Origin of the sequence: Pelagimonas phthalicica, from assembly GCF_004364805.1 — a bacterium.
Lineage (GTDB): Bacteria > Pseudomonadota > Alphaproteobacteria > Rhodobacterales > Rhodobacteraceae > Pelagimonas > Pelagimonas phthalicica.
This window is the reverse complement of sequence record NZ_SOAP01000002.1, coordinates 525,548-542,287: the sequence shown is the minus strand read 5'-3', so window position 1 is coordinate 542,287 and position 16,740 is coordinate 525,548. Positions and strand designations below refer to the sequence as shown.

The window sequence follows — 16,740 nt, the reverse complement described above, 5'->3', positions numbered from 1 at the left end:
TTGCCGCTTGCGGCAAGAGGGGCTGGCCCCTTTCACCTCTCCGAAAACCGCGAAGCGGCGCGCTAGGCAATCCCTCCGAAACGCGAGCTGTTTTGTACAGATTGGGGGCTTCTGGCGTGTTTCTGGAAATTGGCGCGGTGGGGCGATCTCCCCCAAACGCGCCTTGTTTTGTACCGATTGCCCCCGTTGCCTGTTGCGCGGGCGGTGCGGTTGGTGGGGAATACTTGGCCCGGGTTGCGCAGTCAGAAGTTGAGTTCGTTTAATACCCGCGCCAGATCCAGCCGCCGCCAAAGATGCGCGAACTGTCTGGATCATAGAAAACACAGGCCTGGCCGGGGCTGACACCTTCTTCGGGGGTGATCAATTCAACTGCGGCCTCGGTGTCCGAGATTGGTCGGATGATGGCTTCGCGCGGTGGGCGGGTCGAGCGGACTTTGACTGCCACATGCCATTCCGTTCGCGATGTCAAAGGTTTATCGCCCAGCCAGTTGATTTCGCGCACGGGAATGGTTCGGGTCGCCAGCATTTCTTTGGGGCCGACAACAACCTCTTTCTTGTCCACATCGAGGCGCACCACATAGAGCGGCTCGCTCAGCCCACCAATGCCAAGCCCGCGCCGCTGACCAATCGTGTAGTGAATCACGCCATTATGCTGGCCCAACACGCGCCCATCCGCATGTACAATCTCACCCGGTTCGGCAGAACCAGGGCGCAATTTCTCGATCACACCAGCATAATTCCCATCCGGGACAAAGCAGATATCCTGGCTATCGGGTTTATCCGCCACGGCCAGCCCGTATTTCGCAGCCAGCTCGCGCGTTGCTTCTTTGGACGGCAGGTGGCCCAGGGGAAAGCGCAGGAAATCCAGTTGCTCCGGCGTGGTTGAGAACAAAAAGTAACTTTGATCGCGATTCGAATCGGTGGCGGAATGCAGCTCGGCTCCGTTTGGGCCCATTTTGCGCTGGATGTAGTGGCCGGTGGCCATGCAATCGGCGTCCAGATCCTTGGCCGTTTCCAAAAGATCTTTAAATTTGACCCTTTCATTACAACGAATGCAGGGCACCGGTGTGGCCCCGCCAAGGTAGCTATCGGCGAATTCTTCGATCACCGCTTCCTGGAAAATATTCTCATAATCCAAGACGTAATGCGGGAAACCCATCTCTTCGGCGACGCGGCGCGCGTCATGAATATCGATGCCCGCGCAACAGGCACCTTTCTTGGCCAAAGCCGCGCCATGGTCATATAATTGCAGCGTTACGCCCACCACATCATAGCCCTCTTCCTTGAGCATCGCGGCCACAACAGAGCTATCGACGCCGCCGGACATGGCAACGACAACGCGGGTTTCTGACGGCGGTTTGGGCAGGCCCAGCGAATTGAGCGGGCTTGGATCGAGCGGCATTCTGAATCTCCTGAAGACGCGCAAGAATATAGGAAAATCTGAAATACTCTCAAGGGGGCGCTTTAGCCCTCGTTAAACAGCGCATGTCTTGATGGGCGCAAATCGAGACGTGGAGTTAACAATGTTTCTGAAAAAAATTGAGGGGCCCCGTGCTGTTAAGCTTCCGGATGGAAGCATGATGACCCGGGCTGACCTGCCCCCGGCAGAAACGCGCCGGTGGGTGGCATCGCGCAAAGCATCGGTTGTCAAAGCCGTTCAAAACGGACTTTTGACGCCAGATCAAGCACTTGAGCGGTATGGTTTGAGTGAGGAAGAATTGTTGGAATGGGTGCGCGCGGCCACCGAACATGGCGAAGACGCGCTCAAGGTCACGCGTGTGCAGCAATATCGGCAACCATAAGTTGCAAATCCCAAGAACCGATCTATGTTAGTTGTGCGTTAACCTTTTTACCTCAGAGTAATCTTAACACGTACTAATTTTCGGAGACGGGACATGCGAATTCTGTTGGTTGAAGACGATCCAACAACCTCCAAAAGCATCGAGTTGATGCTGAGCCATGCGAACCTGAACGTCTATTCGACGGATCTGGGTGAGGAAGGGATCGATCTGGCCAAGCTTTACGATTACGATCTTATTTTGCTTGACCTGAACCTTCCTGACATCAACGGGCATGAAGTGCTGCGTCAACTGCGCGTGGCGCGTATCGAAACTCCGATTTTGATCCTGTCGGGTGATGACGACACCCAGAGCAAGATCAAAGGTTTTGGATTTGGTGCCGACGACTATATGACCAAACCCTTTCACAGGGATGAACTGGTCGCACGCATCCACGCCATTATCCGCCGTTCCAAAGGGCATTCGCAATCGATCATCCGCACGGGCAAGATCTCGGTCAATCTGGATGCCAAAACCGTCGAAGTCGCTGGAAAACCAGTACATTTGACGGGCAAAGAATACCAAATGCTCGAATTGTTGTCCCTGCGCAAGGGCACAACCCTGACCAAAGAAATGTTCCTGAACCACCTATACGGCGGTATGGATGAGCCGGAATTGAAGATTATCGACGTCTTCATTTGCAAGTTGCGCAAGAAACTTTCCGAAGCCACCGGTGATGATAATTACATCGAAACGGTCTGGGGGCGTGGCTATGTTCTGCGCGATCCGGAACCCTCTGCAGATGAACCAAAGGCGCTGGCCGCCAACGGGTAATTCTGGCGCTGGACCTTGCCATTGACCCCGCCTATCACAGATCATGTGAGCGAGCGAATAGGGCAGGGTCATGGCAGAGAAACCAGTCGATCAACTCAATGAAACAGAAGCGCGCGCCGAGCTGGCGCGCCTTTCGGTGATTCTGGGTGAGGCCAACCAAGATTACCACACCAAGGATGCGCCTCAGCTGAGCGATGCGGAATATGACCAGCTGAAACGCCGCAATGGTGAGATCGAGTCGCGCTTTCCCTCACTGAAACGTGCCGATAGCCCCAGTGACAAGGTGGGCGCGCAACCGGCTGACGGGTTTGGAAAAATTCGCCACGCGGTGCGCATGTTGTCCTTGTCAAACGCATTTGACAGCGAAGATGTGTCTGCCTTTGACGACTCGTTGCGCCGCTATCTGGGGCTGGCAGAGGATACGCCTTTGGCTTTTACAGCCGAACCCAAAATCGACGGGTTGTCCCTCTCATTGCGCTATGAAAATGGTGTGCTCACACAGGCCGCGACCCGCGGCGATGGTGAGGTGGGCGAAAACGTCACCGAAAACGCTTTGACCATTTCCGACATTCCACAGCGGATCGACAATGCCTCGGACATTCTGGAAATTCGCGGTGAAGTCTATATGAGCCACGCGGATTTCACCGCCTTGAATGAGCGGCAAGAGGCCAAGGGGGACAAGGTCTTTGCCAATCCACGGAACGCTGCCGCCGGGTCTTTGCGGCAATTGGATGCAAAGATCACGCGCGCGCGACCGTTGAAGTTCTTTGCCTATAGTTGGGGGGAGTTGTCAGCGCCCCTGGCGGACACACAAATCGACGCGATTGCGCGGATGAAGGCGTTAGGGTTTCAAACCAACCCGCTGACCAAGCTTTGTACGACGCCGCAAGATCTTATTGACCATTACAAAGCGATCGAAGAACAGCGCGCCACGCTGGGTTACGACATTGATGGCGTGGTCTACAAAGTGAATGATTTGGCGTTGCAGGCCCGGCTAGGCTTTCGCTCGACAACGCCCCGTTGGGCGATTGCGCATAAATTCGCGGCGGAACTCGCCTGGACACGGCTGGAAGCCATCGACATTCAGGTGGGCCGCACGGGTGCCTTGTCTCCGGTGGCTCGGCTGAGCCCGGTCACGGTCGGCGGCGTCGTGGTGTCAAACGCCACGTTGCATAACGAAGATTACATTGCCGGGCGCGATTCCAACGGCAACGACATTCGGGACGGCAAAGATATTCGCGTTGGGGATTGGGTGCAGATCTATCGTGCCGGCGACGTGATTCCTAAAGTCGCCGATGTTGATCTGTCGAAACGCCCCAGCGATGCCACTCCATTTGTTTTTCCCGAGACTTGTCCAGAATGTCAGTCCTTGGCCATTCGAGAGGAGGGCGACGCGGTGCGGCGCTGCACCGGCGGCATGATCTGCCCGGCCCAGGCGGTTGAGCGCTTGCGCCATTTCGTGTCGCGGTCGGTTTTTGACATTGACGGGATGGGCGCCAAACAGGTCGAACAGTTCTACGCCGATGAGTGGATCAAAGAACCTGCAGATATTTTTACGTTGGAAGAACGGTTTGGCAGCGGGTTGCAGAAATTGCAAAACCGCGAAGGCTGGGGCGAGAAGTCTGCGCAAAACCTGTTTGCTGCGATCCGTGACGCGGCCAAAGTCCCGCTGGGACGGGTGATTTTTTCCCTTGGCATTCGTCATGTTGGCGAAAGCGCGTCAAACCTGCTTGCCCGGCATTACGGCAGTTGGAACGCTTTTGAGGCCGCGGTTGTCGCTGCAAACGATCCCGAAAGCGCGGCCTATGGTGATTTGCTTTCAATTGACGGCGTCGGTGCAGTCATGGCGCAATCTCTGATCAACGCCATGAACCAACCGGCCGAACGTGCATCAATCGACCGATTGATTGCACAATTGGACATTCAGGATGCTGAAAAGCCAGACACAGCCGACAGTCCCGTCGCGGGCAAAACTGTGGTTTTCACCGGAAGCCTCGAACGCATGACCCGCGCAGAGGCCAAAGCGCGGGCCGAAGCGCTTGGAGCCAAGGTGTCCGGGTCTGTTTCGAAAAAGACCGACATTGTCGTCGCGGGCCCAGGTGCGGGCAGCAAGGAAAAGAAGGCGCAAGAGCTAGGGATCACTTTGATGGATGAAGGCGCCTGGCTGGAGTTGATCGCAGAATGAGCGGACGGCCGGAAATTCTCTGGCCGCTCTTTGCGGGTATCGAAGGGCTTGCGGGCATTGGCCCAAAAACGGCGCAGGCGTTTGAGCAAATCGACGTCACCACGCCGCGTGACCTGCTGTTTTCACTACCTTATTCTGGAATTGATCGGCGGGTCAAAGCCAGTGTTCTGGATGGCGATTTACCCGGTATCGTCACGGTCGAGGTAGAGGTTGGCGTTCATCGTCCAGCCCGCAACCGTGGCGGAGCTTACCGCATCGAAGCAAATGATCAGAAAACCCGGTTTCAACTGGTGTTTTTCCATGGTCGGTCAGATTACCTAAAAAAAGTCCTCCCCATGGGCGCACGGCGTTTGGTGTCTGGGAGGGTGGAATTGTTCGATGGGGTCGCGCAGATGGTGCACCCGGATCACATTCTAAGCCCGGATGAGATCGATACCCTCCCAGAATTCGAACCGGTCTACCCGCTGACATCCGGTGTGACGCAGAAATTGATGAATCGGGCGATGACCGACGCCTTGACCCGCGTGCCCGATCTGCCGGAATGGGCGGATACTGCTCTGATTGCTCAGGAAGACTGGCCAAGTTGGAAAGAGGCGCTTTTGAGCGCGCATCGTCCCCAAAACCTAAGCGATCTTGCCGCAACAGACAAAAAACGTGCTCGATTGGCCTATGATGAGTTGCTGGCACATCAGATCACTCTGGCCCTGGCCCGTGCAGACCGACGCAAGATAGCGGGCGTGCAAAGCAGTGGAACCGGTGCTTTGCGTGCCAAGGTCTTGGGCAATCTGCCATACCGTCCAACCGGGGCGCAGCAACGCGCGATGGAGGAAATTGCCAGCGATATGGCCTCAGCAGATCGGATGAACCGTTTGTTGCAAGGCGATGTTGGTGCGGGCAAAACTCTGGTCGCATTTATGGCCCTTTTGGTCGCGGTCGAGGCCGGCGGGCAGGGGGTGATGATGGCCCCGACGGAAATTCTGGCGCGCCAGCATCTGGAAAGCTTGCAACTGCTTGCCGAAGACGCGGGCGTTGTCCTGGAATTGTTGACCGGGCGTGACAAAGGGGCTGAGCGTGCGGCCAAGTTGACGGCCCTGGAACAGGGAAACATCCAAATCCTTGTGGGCACACATGCGGTTTTCCAGAAAGACGTTGTGTTTCAGGATCTACGCCTTGCCATCGTGGATGAACAACACCGGTTTGGTGTCCGACAGCGGCTTGAACTTGGGAAAAAGGGGCAGCGGGCCGATGTTCTGGTCATGACCGCGACGCCGATCCCGCGCTCGCTGGCTTTGGCGCAATATGGCGATATGGATGTGTCGATCCTCGATGAGAAACCGCCAGGTCGCAAACCGATCAAGACGGCGTTGATTTCAACGGAACGGCTGGATGACGTGACCAATCATCTGCGGCGCGCAGTTGCTGAAGGGCGGCAGGCCTATTGGGTTTGTCCTTTGGTGGAAGAAAGCGAAAACAGCGACCTGACTTCTGCCGAAGATCGCTTTCGCCGCTTGCGGGCTGATCTCGGGGAAGGGCAAGTTGGCCTGGTTCATGGCCAAATGCCACCTGCAGAAAAAGATGCGGCCATGGCCCGTTTCGTTGCCGGTGAGACCAAGGTTCTGGTGGCGACAACGGTGATCGAAGTGGGCGTCAACGTCCCCAATGCCACAATCATGGTGATCGAACGGGCCGAGATTTTTGGCCTGGCGCAACTGCACCAATTGCGTGGGCGGGTTGGCCGGGGGGATGCGGATTCAACCTGCCTGCTGATGTATCAACCGCCTTTATCGGAAACCGGAACGCGGCGTTTGACCACGATGCGCGAGACCGAAGACGGGTTTCGGATATCCGAGGTTGATCTGGAAATGCGCGGTGCAGGTGACCTGATTGGCGTCGCGCAATCAGGTTTGCCTAAGTTCAGGATTGCAGATCTCGAAAAACAATCCAGCCTGATGGCGATAGCACAATCTGACGCGCGCAAGCTCTTGGCCGAGGATCCAAACCTGACCTCAGCCAGAGGGCAGGCGGCCCGCACCCTGCTTTGGTTGATGCGTCAGGACGAGGCTATTCGGCTTATCCAAGTGGGGTAACCTTCTTTTGTTCCCCTTTGTTCTCATTTTATTCTTTACACGGGGTTAACAATGTGAGAACAAAGAGGCAACAAGATGGAACACACGGAGGACGCGCCATGTTGGAGACAGTCAAAACCGCCTTGACCCGCCAGCAACACACGCTTTGGAAGGATGGGCTTGGGGCCGTTTCTTTGGTTGTGATCCTCTATGGTGCCCTGCATCTGCCCATGCTTTGAGTTTCTGCCTGCGTTTCGTGACACTGGCCTGACTGCATCACCTGTCCCGATGCCTGCCTGTCCCCTTCGGTATCCTGCCTGACGCCGAAACCTGTCACGGTCACGAAAGATACGCATGCCTTGCCGCCGCCTCTGACCAGAGAGCGGCGGTTTTTTTTGAGCGTTTTCAATTTACCTGGAATCAGCTTTCGCTGCCTTTCGCCAAAGGCTTCGCTTTAGATCTTGTAACCGATACGGAACCCACCCCAATGGCGGCCTTGGATACGAATAGGGGCCGAAAGATCCTTCATCAGGACAAAATTGCCGCCCCCCATATCACGCCGATAGACCTGCAACAGGAAAGGTGCCTCACTTTGCCCGGCTTTCAACCCAACGCGGTCATCGAAAATGCGCCGGTTGCGACAGTTCCCGGCATTCCAGACGGGGTCGCTGCTTTGTGGTTGTGAGAATTTCTTATTGTGTGTCGGCAAGTAGCCGTTGCGGTCAATGGCAGCGCAGAAAACGATGTTGTCATCCGCCTCTAGCAAAGGTTCCTGGATCGCCGGCAGGACATTGTCGGTTAACCGCGTAAAGGCCGTTTGCACCTGCTGTGGATCGGTGTTCGCAATGGGTTGATATGTCTCATCAAACATTTGGTTGAGCGAGATTTTCCCGCTTTTGATGGCGGTTTCAAACACTTCGCTAATGCGCCCGGCCGTGTCCTGCACCAAGGTGATCATCCCTGAATCGTCGCCATTGCCGCCAAGCGCGACAGCGTGTTGAAGGATGTTTTCCGAGGTATCGACGAGCTTGTCACAGCGCCGTGTCGCTTCGTCAACGCCGGTGGCCACATCCGTGACCGAGGAGATCAGACTGGTGACGACATCGCCGACTTGATGAACCGCGTTTTGCGCCGCACTGGTTTCATCGCTAAGCCCATGAGCATCATCGCGCAATGTGCCCATATATTGTTGGATTTCATTCAGGGCCTGGTCGGCGTCGCTGCTGTGGTCCAACACCTGATTTGCTTTTTCTGACGTCGTTTGCGCCCCTTGATGCAATCGCGCCATCCATTCTGACAGGCGTTTGACCGTGGAAGAAATTGTATCCGCGGCATCAGCCGTCTTTTGGCTAAGTTCGGACACCGAATCGGCCACGATTGAAAACCCTTTGCCTGCTGGGCCAGCGCGCGCTGCTTCGATCTTGGCGTTCACGGCCAGAATGTGGACTTGCCAAGCGATGTCGGAAATTTCTGTGTTTGAACTGCGGACCGCCTGAAGCATTTCCTCGACCGTGGTGCTTTCGGCATTAACCGACCGGACCCATTCCGCCAAGTCCTGGGCATTCTGGCCATTCTGCGCAATCAGATCGGTGGATTTTCCAATGCTTCCAATAGCATCGTCCGCAGCAGTGGTCATCCGTTTGACGGCATCGACCATGCGTTCGGACACGGTTGCCAGGTTGTTCGTATGGGTTTTCACGCCCCCAAGATTATCCAACTGAGCGTGACAGCGATCATCCAGATCCTGCAAAAAACCGCCAATATCCACAGTTTCGCGGCCAAGGCCTGTCGCGGCCTTGGTTAATTTGCCAAGTTCATCTGTCGTATCGGGCGCAGCCAGATCTCGATCATGTTGCATAAAGCTGTTCCATTTCACGTGTTTCGCCTCTTTTAGCCGAAACTCGCGAATGGAAGATTAAGCCGTCTGACTTTCCTTCGCCTGAGAGGCCGCTTCGCAGGCCGCATCCAATGCTAAAAGGATCGAGGCATGGCGGTTCTTATAGGTCGCGGCAGGGCGCAGGACCTCAAGCCCGTCAAATGGTGCGGTCGGGGTGGGCCCGTCCTCTTTCAACATCGCCTTTAACGCATCGCGCGCTGCCTGGATTTGTTCAGCGGATTGCCCAACAATGGCGGCTCCGACGACCGAGGCTGACGCTTGCCCCAGCGCGCAGGCCTTCACATCCTGAGCGTAGTCCGACACCACGCCATCCTTGAGACTAATGTCAACGGTAACCGTTGATCCACACAGAGGTGAGCGTTTCTTGACGCTGGCATCCGGGGCCTCAAGACGACCCAAACGCGGAATATCCGCAGCAAGTTCCAGGATCTTGCCGGAATAGAGTTTGATCAGGTCATTTTCGCCGGACATGGGTTTTCCTTTTCCTCTGTTCCCCATAGATAGGATCATCGTAACCCAAGAAAAAGGTTTTTATTCCTATGTCCTTTGATCCTGCGACCTTGGTCTATGATGCGAATGGCCTGATCCCTTGTATTGCGCAGCAAGATGGGACTGGCGAGATCCTGATGATGGCCTGGATGAACGCCGACGCCGTCGCAAAAACCCTTGAAACCAAGCGAGTCACTTATTGGTCTCGCTCGCGCCAGTCCTTCTGGATCAAAGGGGAAACCTCGGGGCATACGCAGGAACTGATCGATCTGCGCGTTGATTGTGATCAGGATTGCCTGCTGGCGGTTGTGAACCAAGAGGGGCCTGCTTGTCACACCAATCGTCGCTCGTGCTTTTACACCTCGGTCACCGATGGTGAAGAAGTCGAGCTGATGAAGCCGATGAAATAGGGACTGGCTGCTCTCGAACTCAAAGCCCGACCATGCGCCGGATGTCTTCCGGCGTCGCGCCTTCGGCCCGGTATTTGGAAATGGCGCGCGCATCGTCCCGTTTGGCGAGGCGCTTGCCATTGTCGTCGCGGATCAGGTGGTGGTGGTGATAGCGCGGTGTCGGAAGGTCCAGCAAAGCTTGCAGGGCGACATGGATCTGCGTGGCCTCAAAAAGGTCAGCACCGCGAATGACATCGGTGATCCCTTGCGCTGCATCGTCGAGAACGACCGAGAGGTGGTAAGACCCGGGAAAATCTTTGCGAGACAGGATAATGTCGCCGATTGTTGATGTGATATCTGAGGCGGGAGTCGTGATGAACTGCGCTTTGTGATCAACCGGCTCGCCGGTTTCAAGAAAGTGCAATTGATCTTGTCCGATTGCGGCAATCGCTTTGGCCATGTCCAACCTTATTACACTGCCATCTGGATAGGCCGTGTTGCGGTTGGTCTTGTCCCGACACGTGCCGGGATAGATCAAACCGTCTGGCCCATAGTCAGGTTCGACACCTTCTTGCGGCGCATCGAGTGCGGCCAAAATGTCTTTGCGATTGCAGGTGCAGGGGTAAAGCAATTGGCGGTGCCACAGCTCCTTCAAGGCGGATTTATAGGAGGGCAAGCGGTCGGATTGGCGGATCGGTTCGGCGTCCCAGGTAATGCCAAGCCATTGCAGGTCATCATAAATCTGCTGTTCCCATTCCGGGCGTGAGCGAGTGCTGTCGATATCCTCGATCCGCAAAAGAAACGTGCCCCCACAGGCGCGGGCCATGTCATGGGCCAAGAGCGCCGAATAGGCATGGCCCAGATGCAATGGCCCGGTTGGCGAGGGGGCAAAGCGGGTGATCATTGACCCGACAGCCACTCCGACCAGACGGATTTTGCCCGATCCGTATAGGCTTTGTAGCGATCCTTGCGCCCGCGTCGGCCGCCTTTGAGCCCGTCAACCGGGCGGAACAAGCCAAAGTTGACGTTCATCGGTTGAAAGGTCTTGGCTTCGGCGCCGCCGGTGATGTGATGGATCAAGGCACCATGGGCGCTGTCCTGAGGCACCACAGGCAGCTCGGCTCCCAGGATCTCCGCAGCCGCCATGCGACCCGCCAACAAGCCCATAGAGGCGGATTCGACATATCCCTCGACACCGGTGACCTGTCCGGCAAAGCGGATATTGGGCTTGCTTTTCAACCGCATCTGGTCGTCCAGCAAGGTGGGCGAGTTCAGGAAGGTGTTGCGATGAATGCCGCCAAGACGCGCAAAGAACGCATCTTCCAAACCTGGAATCATTTTGAAAACAGCCGTTTGCGCGCCATACTTCATCTTGGTTTGGAAGCCGACAATGTTGAACAAAGTGCCCAAGGCATTGTCACGGCGCAATTGCACCACCGCATAGGCCTTTTCTTCGGGCTTATGCGGGTTGGTCAGGCCAACGGGTTTCATCGGCCCGTGGCGAAGGGTCTCGCGCCCGCGTTCGGCCATAACCTCAATTGGCAGACAGCCGTCAAAATACCCGGCGGTTTCACCGTCATGGAATTCAGTTTTGTCAGCTGCCAGCAGGGCGTCGATGAACGCCTCATACTGATCTTTGGTCATCGGGCAGTTGAGATAGGCTTTGCGCTCTTCCTCAGTCTCACCCTTGTCATAGCGCGACTGCATCCAAGCCACGGACATATCAATGCTTTCCGCGTAAACGATGGGGGCGATAGCATCGAAAAAGGCCAGACGGTCCGCTCCGGTTTCCTTTTGGATCGCGGCCCCCAGCGCCTCAGACGTCAAAGGCCCGGTGGCAAAGATCCACTGTCCCTGATCGGGCAGTTCGGTGACCTCTTCATAGGACACTTCAACATTGGGATGCGATTTCAGCTTTTGCGTGATCGTTTCCGCAAAAGGATCACGATCCACAGCCAGGGCACCGCCTGCGGGCAGGCGATGGGTGTTGGCGCTGGTCATGATCAAACTGTCCGCCGCGCGCATTTCCCAATGCAGCAACCCGACCGCGTTTTGTTCATCATCATCACTGCGGAAGGAGTTGGAGCAAACCATTTCTCCAAACATTTCAGTGCGATGGGCAAATGTTTTCACCTTGGGCCGCATCTCGTGCAGCACCACGTGAACACCTTTTTCAGCCGCCTGCCAGGCGGCCTCGGATCCGGCCATTCCGCCGCCAACGATATGTAGCTTCTCTGTCATGGCGCGGATGTAATCCAACCGCGCCCGCCTGCCAAGGTGTCTAGCGGTGTTTCAGTCCCAATCGGGTTTGCGTTTTTCAAGAAACGCTGTGATGCCCTCGTTGGTGTCGCGCCACAGCATGTTCTCGACCATGACCTCACCGGTAAAGGCATAGGCCTGATCCAGCGGCATTTGCAGCTGCTCGTAAAACGCCTCTTTGCCGATGGCCACCGCCGCGCCAAGCTTGCTGGCTACGGTTTCTGCCAGGTCCTGCGTTTCTTGCTCTAATTGATCTGCTGGGACGGCGCGGTTTATCAGGCCCAACTCTTCGGCCTGTTGGGCGGAAAGGAACCGCCCGGTCGTCAGCATTTCAAAGGCTTTCTTGCGTGGGATATTTCGGCTGAGCGCGACCATCGGCGTTGAGCAAAACAGCCCGATTTTCACGCCATTCACACCGAATTTGCAATCCTCTGCCGCCACAGCCATATCGCAACTGGCGACTAATTGGCAGCCAGCGGCTGTGGCAATGCCGTGCACCTGCGCGATCACCGGCTGAGGCAGGCGTTGCAGGCCCGTCATCACCTTGGAGCAGCGTTGAAAAAGATCGATGAAATAGGCGCGGCCCTTATCGTCGGAAGCACGCCCGGCCTGCATTTCCTTAAGATCATGGCCCGCGCAAAACGCTTTGCCCGCGCCGGACAGGATGACAACACGGATGGACGGGTCAGTTTTGAGACTGTCGATCTGCGTTTGCAGAGCAGCCAGCATGCCGTCCGAAAGGGCGTTCAGCCGTTGCGGCGCGTTCATGCGCAGATGCGCAATGCCATTTGTGTCGTGACGTTCCAACATTTCCGTCTTGCCCTTTCGTCAACCTCTCGCCAGCGTAATCACAAGCGAGCAGGGAGGGAAGCGTGCAAATAGTCGTACCAGCGGATGAGATGATGGCGTTTTTGGCCGAGGTGTTCCCTCAGGTCGATGGCATGTTTGGCATTGATCGGCTTGATGAGGAGTTGCTGGTCATGCGCCTACACGCCCATGAGCGGCATTTGCGCCCTGGCGGCACAGTCTCGGGGCCGGCCATGTTTTCGCTGGTCGATGTGGCGGCCTATGTTGCGACCATGGCGCGGGTCGGGCGCGAGGCGCTTGCGGTGACGACCCATTGTAGCATTGATTTCATGCGCAAACCCAAAGCCGGAGCGGATATTCTGGCGAAAGCGCGGGTGTTGAAGCTTGGCAAGGCGCTGAGCGTGACGGATGTGTTGTTGTTCAGCGAAGGTGAGACAGAGCCGGTGGCCCATGCCTCATTGACCTATTCAATTCCGCCAAAGCGAGGGTAGGGGGCGCTGCCCCCGTCGCCAAGGGCGACACCCCCGGGATATTTTGAGCCCAGAGAAACCAGGGGGTTTAGGGCATCAGTTTCAGAACATAGCCGGGCAGGGCGAATGCGCCTTGATGGACCTCGGGGGTGTAGTAATCCGGGGTCAGCTTTGCGGCTTGGAACCGGGTTTGCAGCGTTTCCAATGTTACATGACGTGCGTCGCTATCCGTGCCCCAGCCAAAGGCCATCGGACCCCCGGCATAGGTGGGGATGGTGGCCATGTAGCAGGTCGCGTCGGCGAACAGCGCCTGGAAGGCGCGCATGGTGTTGGTCAGCTCGTCCCCTTGCATGAAGGGCACGCCGTTTTGGGTCACCAGAATACCGCCCGGGGTCAGGGCGCGTTTGGCGTGACCATAGAAGGTGTCGGTGAACAGCACTTCGCCCGGGCCGATGGGATCGGTGCTGTCGACGATGATAACGTCGAAACGGTCGGTGGTCTCTTTCATGAAGAGCGCGCCGTCATTGATCACCAGGTTCAGGCGCGGATCGTCAAAGGCCCCTTGTGACAGGGTTGGCAGGTGCTCCTTGGAGAATTCCACAACGCCGGCATCAATCTCGACCATGGTGACATGTTCAACCGATTGATGTTTCAGCACTTCGCGCGCCATGCCACCATCGCCGCCGCCGATGATCAACACGCGTTTTGCCGCGCCATGGGCGAGGATCGGCACATGGGTCAGCATCTCGTGATAGATGAAATTGTCGCCCTCGGTGGTTTGCACCACGTCATCCAGGGTCAGGATGCGCCCGAACGTGTTGTTGCGGAAAACGCGTAGGCGCTGATGCTCGGTCTTGCTGTCGTAAAAGACCTCTTCGACCTTCAAACCCTGGCCGTAATCGGCATGCAGCGGTTCGCGGATCCAGTCAGATGTGTCCGTACTCATGCCGCCACCACTTCGGTGATGAGGCCCTCGCCACGGCGCAGGGATTTGGTGCGCACATCCTGGGTGCCAAAGGCTTCTTTCAGGACATCGACGGCCAGCCATGGCTTGGCATCGCCGCACATAAAGACATCAAACGCGCCATAGCCGATTTCCGGCCAGGTGTGGACCGAGATATGGCTTTCGCTCAGCACGGCCACGCCGCTTACGCCCTGGGGGCTGAACTTGTGAGTGTGGATATGCAGCAGAGTGGCACCGCAGACCTCGATTATCTTGCGAAAGGCGTTTTGGATGCGGGTTTCGTCATCCAGCCCGTGACCATTGACCACCTCGATGATCACATGGTTGCCCGCATAGATGCTGTCCCCTTCACGGATGAAGTGGTCATGGCGATCTTCGTTCAGAACATCGCATGCAGCAGTGATGGGGGAATCCCCCTGTTTGTCTTCCTCTTGGGCGCCTGTTGCCAGACCGTACCCCAGTTGGAAGAGGTTGGCATCGGTCATGACGCGCCCCTTCGTTACCAGCAGTTCGTTCCAGTCGGTCCCTTAGCGCCCCCCGAAAGACTTCAGGTTGGGATCGGTTCCGAAAGTGGGGGTCACTTAGGGGCTTGGTCTGAGTCGATCAAGAAGTTTTTCGCAACACTGGCAAAAAACCGGATGCAGCGGGGGCTGCACCCGGAGTGACGCGCCGGGGATGGCGGCGCAATGGGCATCCGTCCTTGTGCCGAGACGTCTGTCGCGTCACAGCATGGGGGCAACAGGGGCGGATACCCGTGGCAGGAGAACTGGAGTTACCCCTGCCAGAAACGTTTTTCGATTTCGGCGCGCGCGGCTTCGCGATCAATGCCGATATCATACAATTGATAATCGCTCAGATGACGCAACTCATTGCGCGTCGAATGGCGTTGTCCCCATTTGGTCAGCGCCGCCGCGAAACGAACCGCAACGCCAGCCAGAGCCGGCACGGCGGGTGCAGCATCAAGAAGGGAGAGGGCGGGTTTCAGCGCAGGCTGTGCCATGGGAAAATCCTTTCAATTGTATTGACACAATGCAATGTCTTGCAGTAATTGTTCTGATACAGATTGTTGATACACTGGTCGAGAGAAACATTGTAATGGATACAATTGAGACTCTTTATGCGGCGCAGACAGATGGTCCGAAATACAAGGCAGTCGCGCAATCCATCCGTCAGGCGGTGGATGTCAAAGTCTTGGCCGAACATGAAAAGCTGCCGCCAGTGCGTGACCTTGCCTGGCGTTTGCAGATCACGCCGGGCACTGTGGCGCGCGCCTATAGCATCCTGACAGAAGAGGGCGTTCTATATGCCGAAGTGGGGCGTGGCACCTTTGTATCGGGTGAGAAAACCCATGTGTCTCAACGGGATCTGAACCGCGATCGCCAATGGGAACGCCATATCGCCCCGCTGGAAACGGATAGTGTCAGCCTGTTTTCTCCGGTGCTTCCGGACCTTGGGCAGGTTGCCTTGATCCATGAAAGCTATGCCAGAATGGCAACGGATCCTAACGTTGACCTGATCTCTTATCCAGGCTTGCAGGCGGAAACGCGGGCGCATCGTGCGGCCTTGCGTTGGCTGTCGGATACGGATTTGGGGCCGGTGCAGGAACAAGACATGGTGCTGTCATTTGGCAGCCAAAACGGTTTGTCCTTGATTTTGCAGACGGTTTTGAAAGGTCCGAAGCCCGTGATCCTGGTCGAGGAACTGTCTTACCCAGGGTTTCGGCGCGCCGCACGCTTGTTGCGTGCTGAGATTGTGGCGGTTCCAATGGATGATCACGGAATTGTACCAGAAGAGCTTGACCGGCTTGCCCGCAAATATGACGCGCAGGTGCTTTGTACTTGTCCGGATGCGCACAATCCGACGGGGCTAACAACACCGCTGTTTCGGCGTCGCGAAATTGCCGATGTGGCCCGGCGGAATGGCCTCCATATTATCGAGGATGAATCCTATCGCCTACCCGAGGCGAATTGCCCAACCTATCGCGCTTTGCTGCCTGATCTGGGTTGGTTCATCACCTCGATTTCCAAATCACTCACACCTGCCTTGCGCGTCGGCTTTGTCATCGCGCCGCGCCCGTTCCGGCAAGCGATCCGGCAGACCACGGTGCATGGGCATTTTGGAATGGCGCAACCTTTGGTCTATGCGACTGAGGATTTGCTGTCACGACAGGAGACTTTTGACGTGATGGATGCCATTCGCGCCGAGATGCGGCGCTATGTGCATGCGGCTGTGAATGCGTTGGGGGGCTTTGACATAACTTGGCAGGACGATGTGCCTTATATTTGGTTGCGTCTGCCCGAGGGCTGGCGGGCCTCAGCCTTTGCCCAGGCGGCCGAGGCGCAGGGGGTGCAGGTGCGTACCGCCGAAGATTTCGTGCCCCGTACCGGTTTTGCGCCCCATGCGGTGCGTATGGCGATCAATGCGGGCGTCAGTTTGCGCAGTTTTGAGTCGGCCATGGCGCGCTTGCGGGCGCTTTTGGATAATCCTCCGGCTGGGTTTACTGTTTGATTGCGTCAAAATTGATGGGGTATAATAATACCATATTTGTAGGGTGTTGTTTTTAAACATTTAAAACGGAAGAACTGTCATTGACTGTGAACAT

General features: G+C 56.5%; 16 protein-coding genes. 7 read left to right on the top strand and 9 right to left on the bottom strand.

The genetic code is table 11. The annotated features are described in order from the left end of the window. Nucleotides 1-259: 259 nt before the first annotated feature. Entirely contained in the window at nt 260-1,402 is a 1,143-nt protein-coding gene (gene mnmA, locus CLV87_RS12690) for a tRNA 2-thiouridine(34) synthase MnmA (protein ID WP_099245841.1), read from the bottom strand. 121 nt (nt 1,403-1,523) lie between these two features. Here mnmA and sciP point away from each other — a divergent pair, with 121 nt between their 5' ends. The 4 genes from sciP (at nt 1,524) to recG (ending at nt 6,884) form a co-directional block, all read left to right on the top strand. After that, the gene (gene sciP / locus CLV87_RS12685; protein ID WP_099245840.1) at nt 1,524-1,802 is read left to right on the top strand and encodes a CtrA inhibitor SciP; all 279 of its coding nucleotides are present in this window, start codon (nt 1,524-1,526) and stop codon (nt 1,800-1,802) included. Nucleotides 1,803-1,895: 93 nt separating this feature from the next. Beyond that, nucleotides 1,896-2,612 carry a response regulator transcription factor CtrA gene (gene ctrA, locus CLV87_RS12680; protein WP_099245838.1) on the top strand — a complete coding sequence of 239 codons (717 nt, stop codon included), beginning with the start codon at nt 1,896-1,898 and terminating at the stop codon, nt 2,610-2,612. A 70-nt stretch (nt 2,613-2,682) separates the two neighbouring features. Further along, on the top strand, nt 2,683-4,797 hold the full coding sequence (gene ligA, locus CLV87_RS12675) for an NAD-dependent DNA ligase LigA (protein WP_099245836.1): 2,115 nt from the start codon (nt 2,683-2,685) through the stop codon (nt 4,795-4,797). Beyond that, nucleotides 4,794-6,884 (top strand): ATP-dependent DNA helicase RecG, encoded by a 2,091-nt coding sequence (gene recG, locus CLV87_RS12670; protein ID WP_099245834.1) that lies wholly within the window; start codon nt 4,794-4,796, stop codon nt 6,882-6,884. The genes ligA and recG overlap by 4 nt, the downstream gene beginning before the upstream one ends. Nucleotides 6,885-7,317: 433 nt before the next feature. Here the strand turns inward: recG and CLV87_RS12665 are convergent, their stop codons facing one another. Further along, nucleotides 7,318-8,721, bottom strand: coding sequence for a methyl-accepting chemotaxis protein (locus CLV87_RS12665; protein ID WP_099247740.1), 1,404 nt, complete (start codon nt 8,719-8,721; stop codon nt 7,318-7,320). Between the two features lie 57 nt (nt 8,722-8,778). Further along, nucleotides 8,779-9,231 (bottom strand): iron-sulfur cluster assembly scaffold protein, encoded by a 453-nt coding sequence (locus CLV87_RS12660; RefSeq protein ID WP_099245832.1) that lies wholly within the window; start codon nt 9,229-9,231, stop codon nt 8,779-8,781. A gap of 68 nt (nt 9,232-9,299) precedes the next feature. Between CLV87_RS12660 and hisI the strand changes: the two genes are divergently transcribed. Continuing rightward, nucleotides 9,300-9,659, top strand: coding sequence for a phosphoribosyl-AMP cyclohydrolase (gene hisI / locus CLV87_RS12655; RefSeq protein ID WP_099245830.1), 360 nt, complete (start codon nt 9,300-9,302; stop codon nt 9,657-9,659). Nucleotides 9,660-9,678: 19 nt separating this feature from the next. Here the strand turns inward: hisI and gluQRS are convergent, their stop codons facing one another. From gluQRS to CLV87_RS12640, 3 genes are read right to left on the bottom strand one after another with little or no spacing between them, the layout of a single operon-like run. Beyond that, complete coding sequence (gene gluQRS / locus CLV87_RS12650) at nt 9,679-10,542, bottom strand: tRNA glutamyl-Q(34) synthetase GluQRS (RefSeq protein WP_099245828.1); 864 nt, start codon at nt 10,540-10,542, stop codon at nt 9,679-9,681. Then, nucleotides 10,539-11,879 carry a methylenetetrahydrofolate--tRNA-(uracil(54)-C(5))-methyltransferase (FADH(2)-oxidizing) TrmFO gene (gene trmFO, locus CLV87_RS12645; protein WP_099245826.1) on the bottom strand — a complete coding sequence of 447 codons (1,341 nt, stop codon included), beginning with the start codon at nt 11,877-11,879 and terminating at the stop codon, nt 10,539-10,541. Before trmFO ends, gluQRS begins: the two co-directional genes overlap by 4 nt. A gap of 51 nt (nt 11,880-11,930) precedes the next feature. After that, nucleotides 11,931-12,707, bottom strand: coding sequence for an enoyl-CoA hydratase (locus tag CLV87_RS12640; protein ID WP_099245824.1), 777 nt, complete (start codon nt 12,705-12,707; stop codon nt 11,931-11,933). A gap of 89 nt (nt 12,708-12,796) precedes the next feature. On the opposite strand from CLV87_RS12640, the gene CLV87_RS12635 reads away from it, so the two are divergent. Further along, a complete protein-coding gene (locus CLV87_RS12635) occupies nt 12,797-13,195 on the top strand; it encodes a PaaI family thioesterase (protein ID WP_099245822.1) in 399 nt (132 codons plus the stop codon). Nucleotides 13,196-13,262: 67 nt separating this feature from the next. Here CLV87_RS12635 and speE read toward each other — a convergent pair whose 3' ends face one another. The 3 genes from speE to CLV87_RS12620 all read right to left on the bottom strand — a co-directional run bounded on the left by speE (nt 13,263) and on the right by CLV87_RS12620 (nt 15,138). Further along, entirely contained in the window at nt 13,263-14,120 is an 858-nt protein-coding gene (gene speE / locus CLV87_RS12630; protein ID WP_099245820.1) for a polyamine aminopropyltransferase, read from the bottom strand. Continuing rightward, nucleotides 14,117-14,623, bottom strand: a complete 507-nt coding sequence (speD, locus tag CLV87_RS12625) for an adenosylmethionine decarboxylase (RefSeq protein ID WP_099245818.1) — start codon at nt 14,621-14,623, stop codon at nt 14,117-14,119. The genes speE and speD overlap by 4 nt, the downstream gene beginning before the upstream one ends. 287 nt (nt 14,624-14,910) lie before the next feature. Beyond that, nucleotides 14,911-15,138 carry a DUF1127 domain-containing protein gene (locus tag CLV87_RS12620; RefSeq protein WP_099245816.1) on the bottom strand — a complete coding sequence of 76 codons (228 nt, stop codon included), beginning with the start codon at nt 15,136-15,138 and terminating at the stop codon, nt 14,911-14,913. Between the two features lie 95 nt (nt 15,139-15,233). Here CLV87_RS12620 and CLV87_RS12615 point away from each other — a divergent pair, with 95 nt between their 5' ends. Further along, entirely contained in the window at nt 15,234-16,646 is a 1,413-nt protein-coding gene (locus tag CLV87_RS12615) for an aminotransferase-like domain-containing protein (protein ID WP_099245814.1), read from the top strand. The last annotated feature ends 94 nt before the right edge of the window (nt 16,647-16,740 follow it).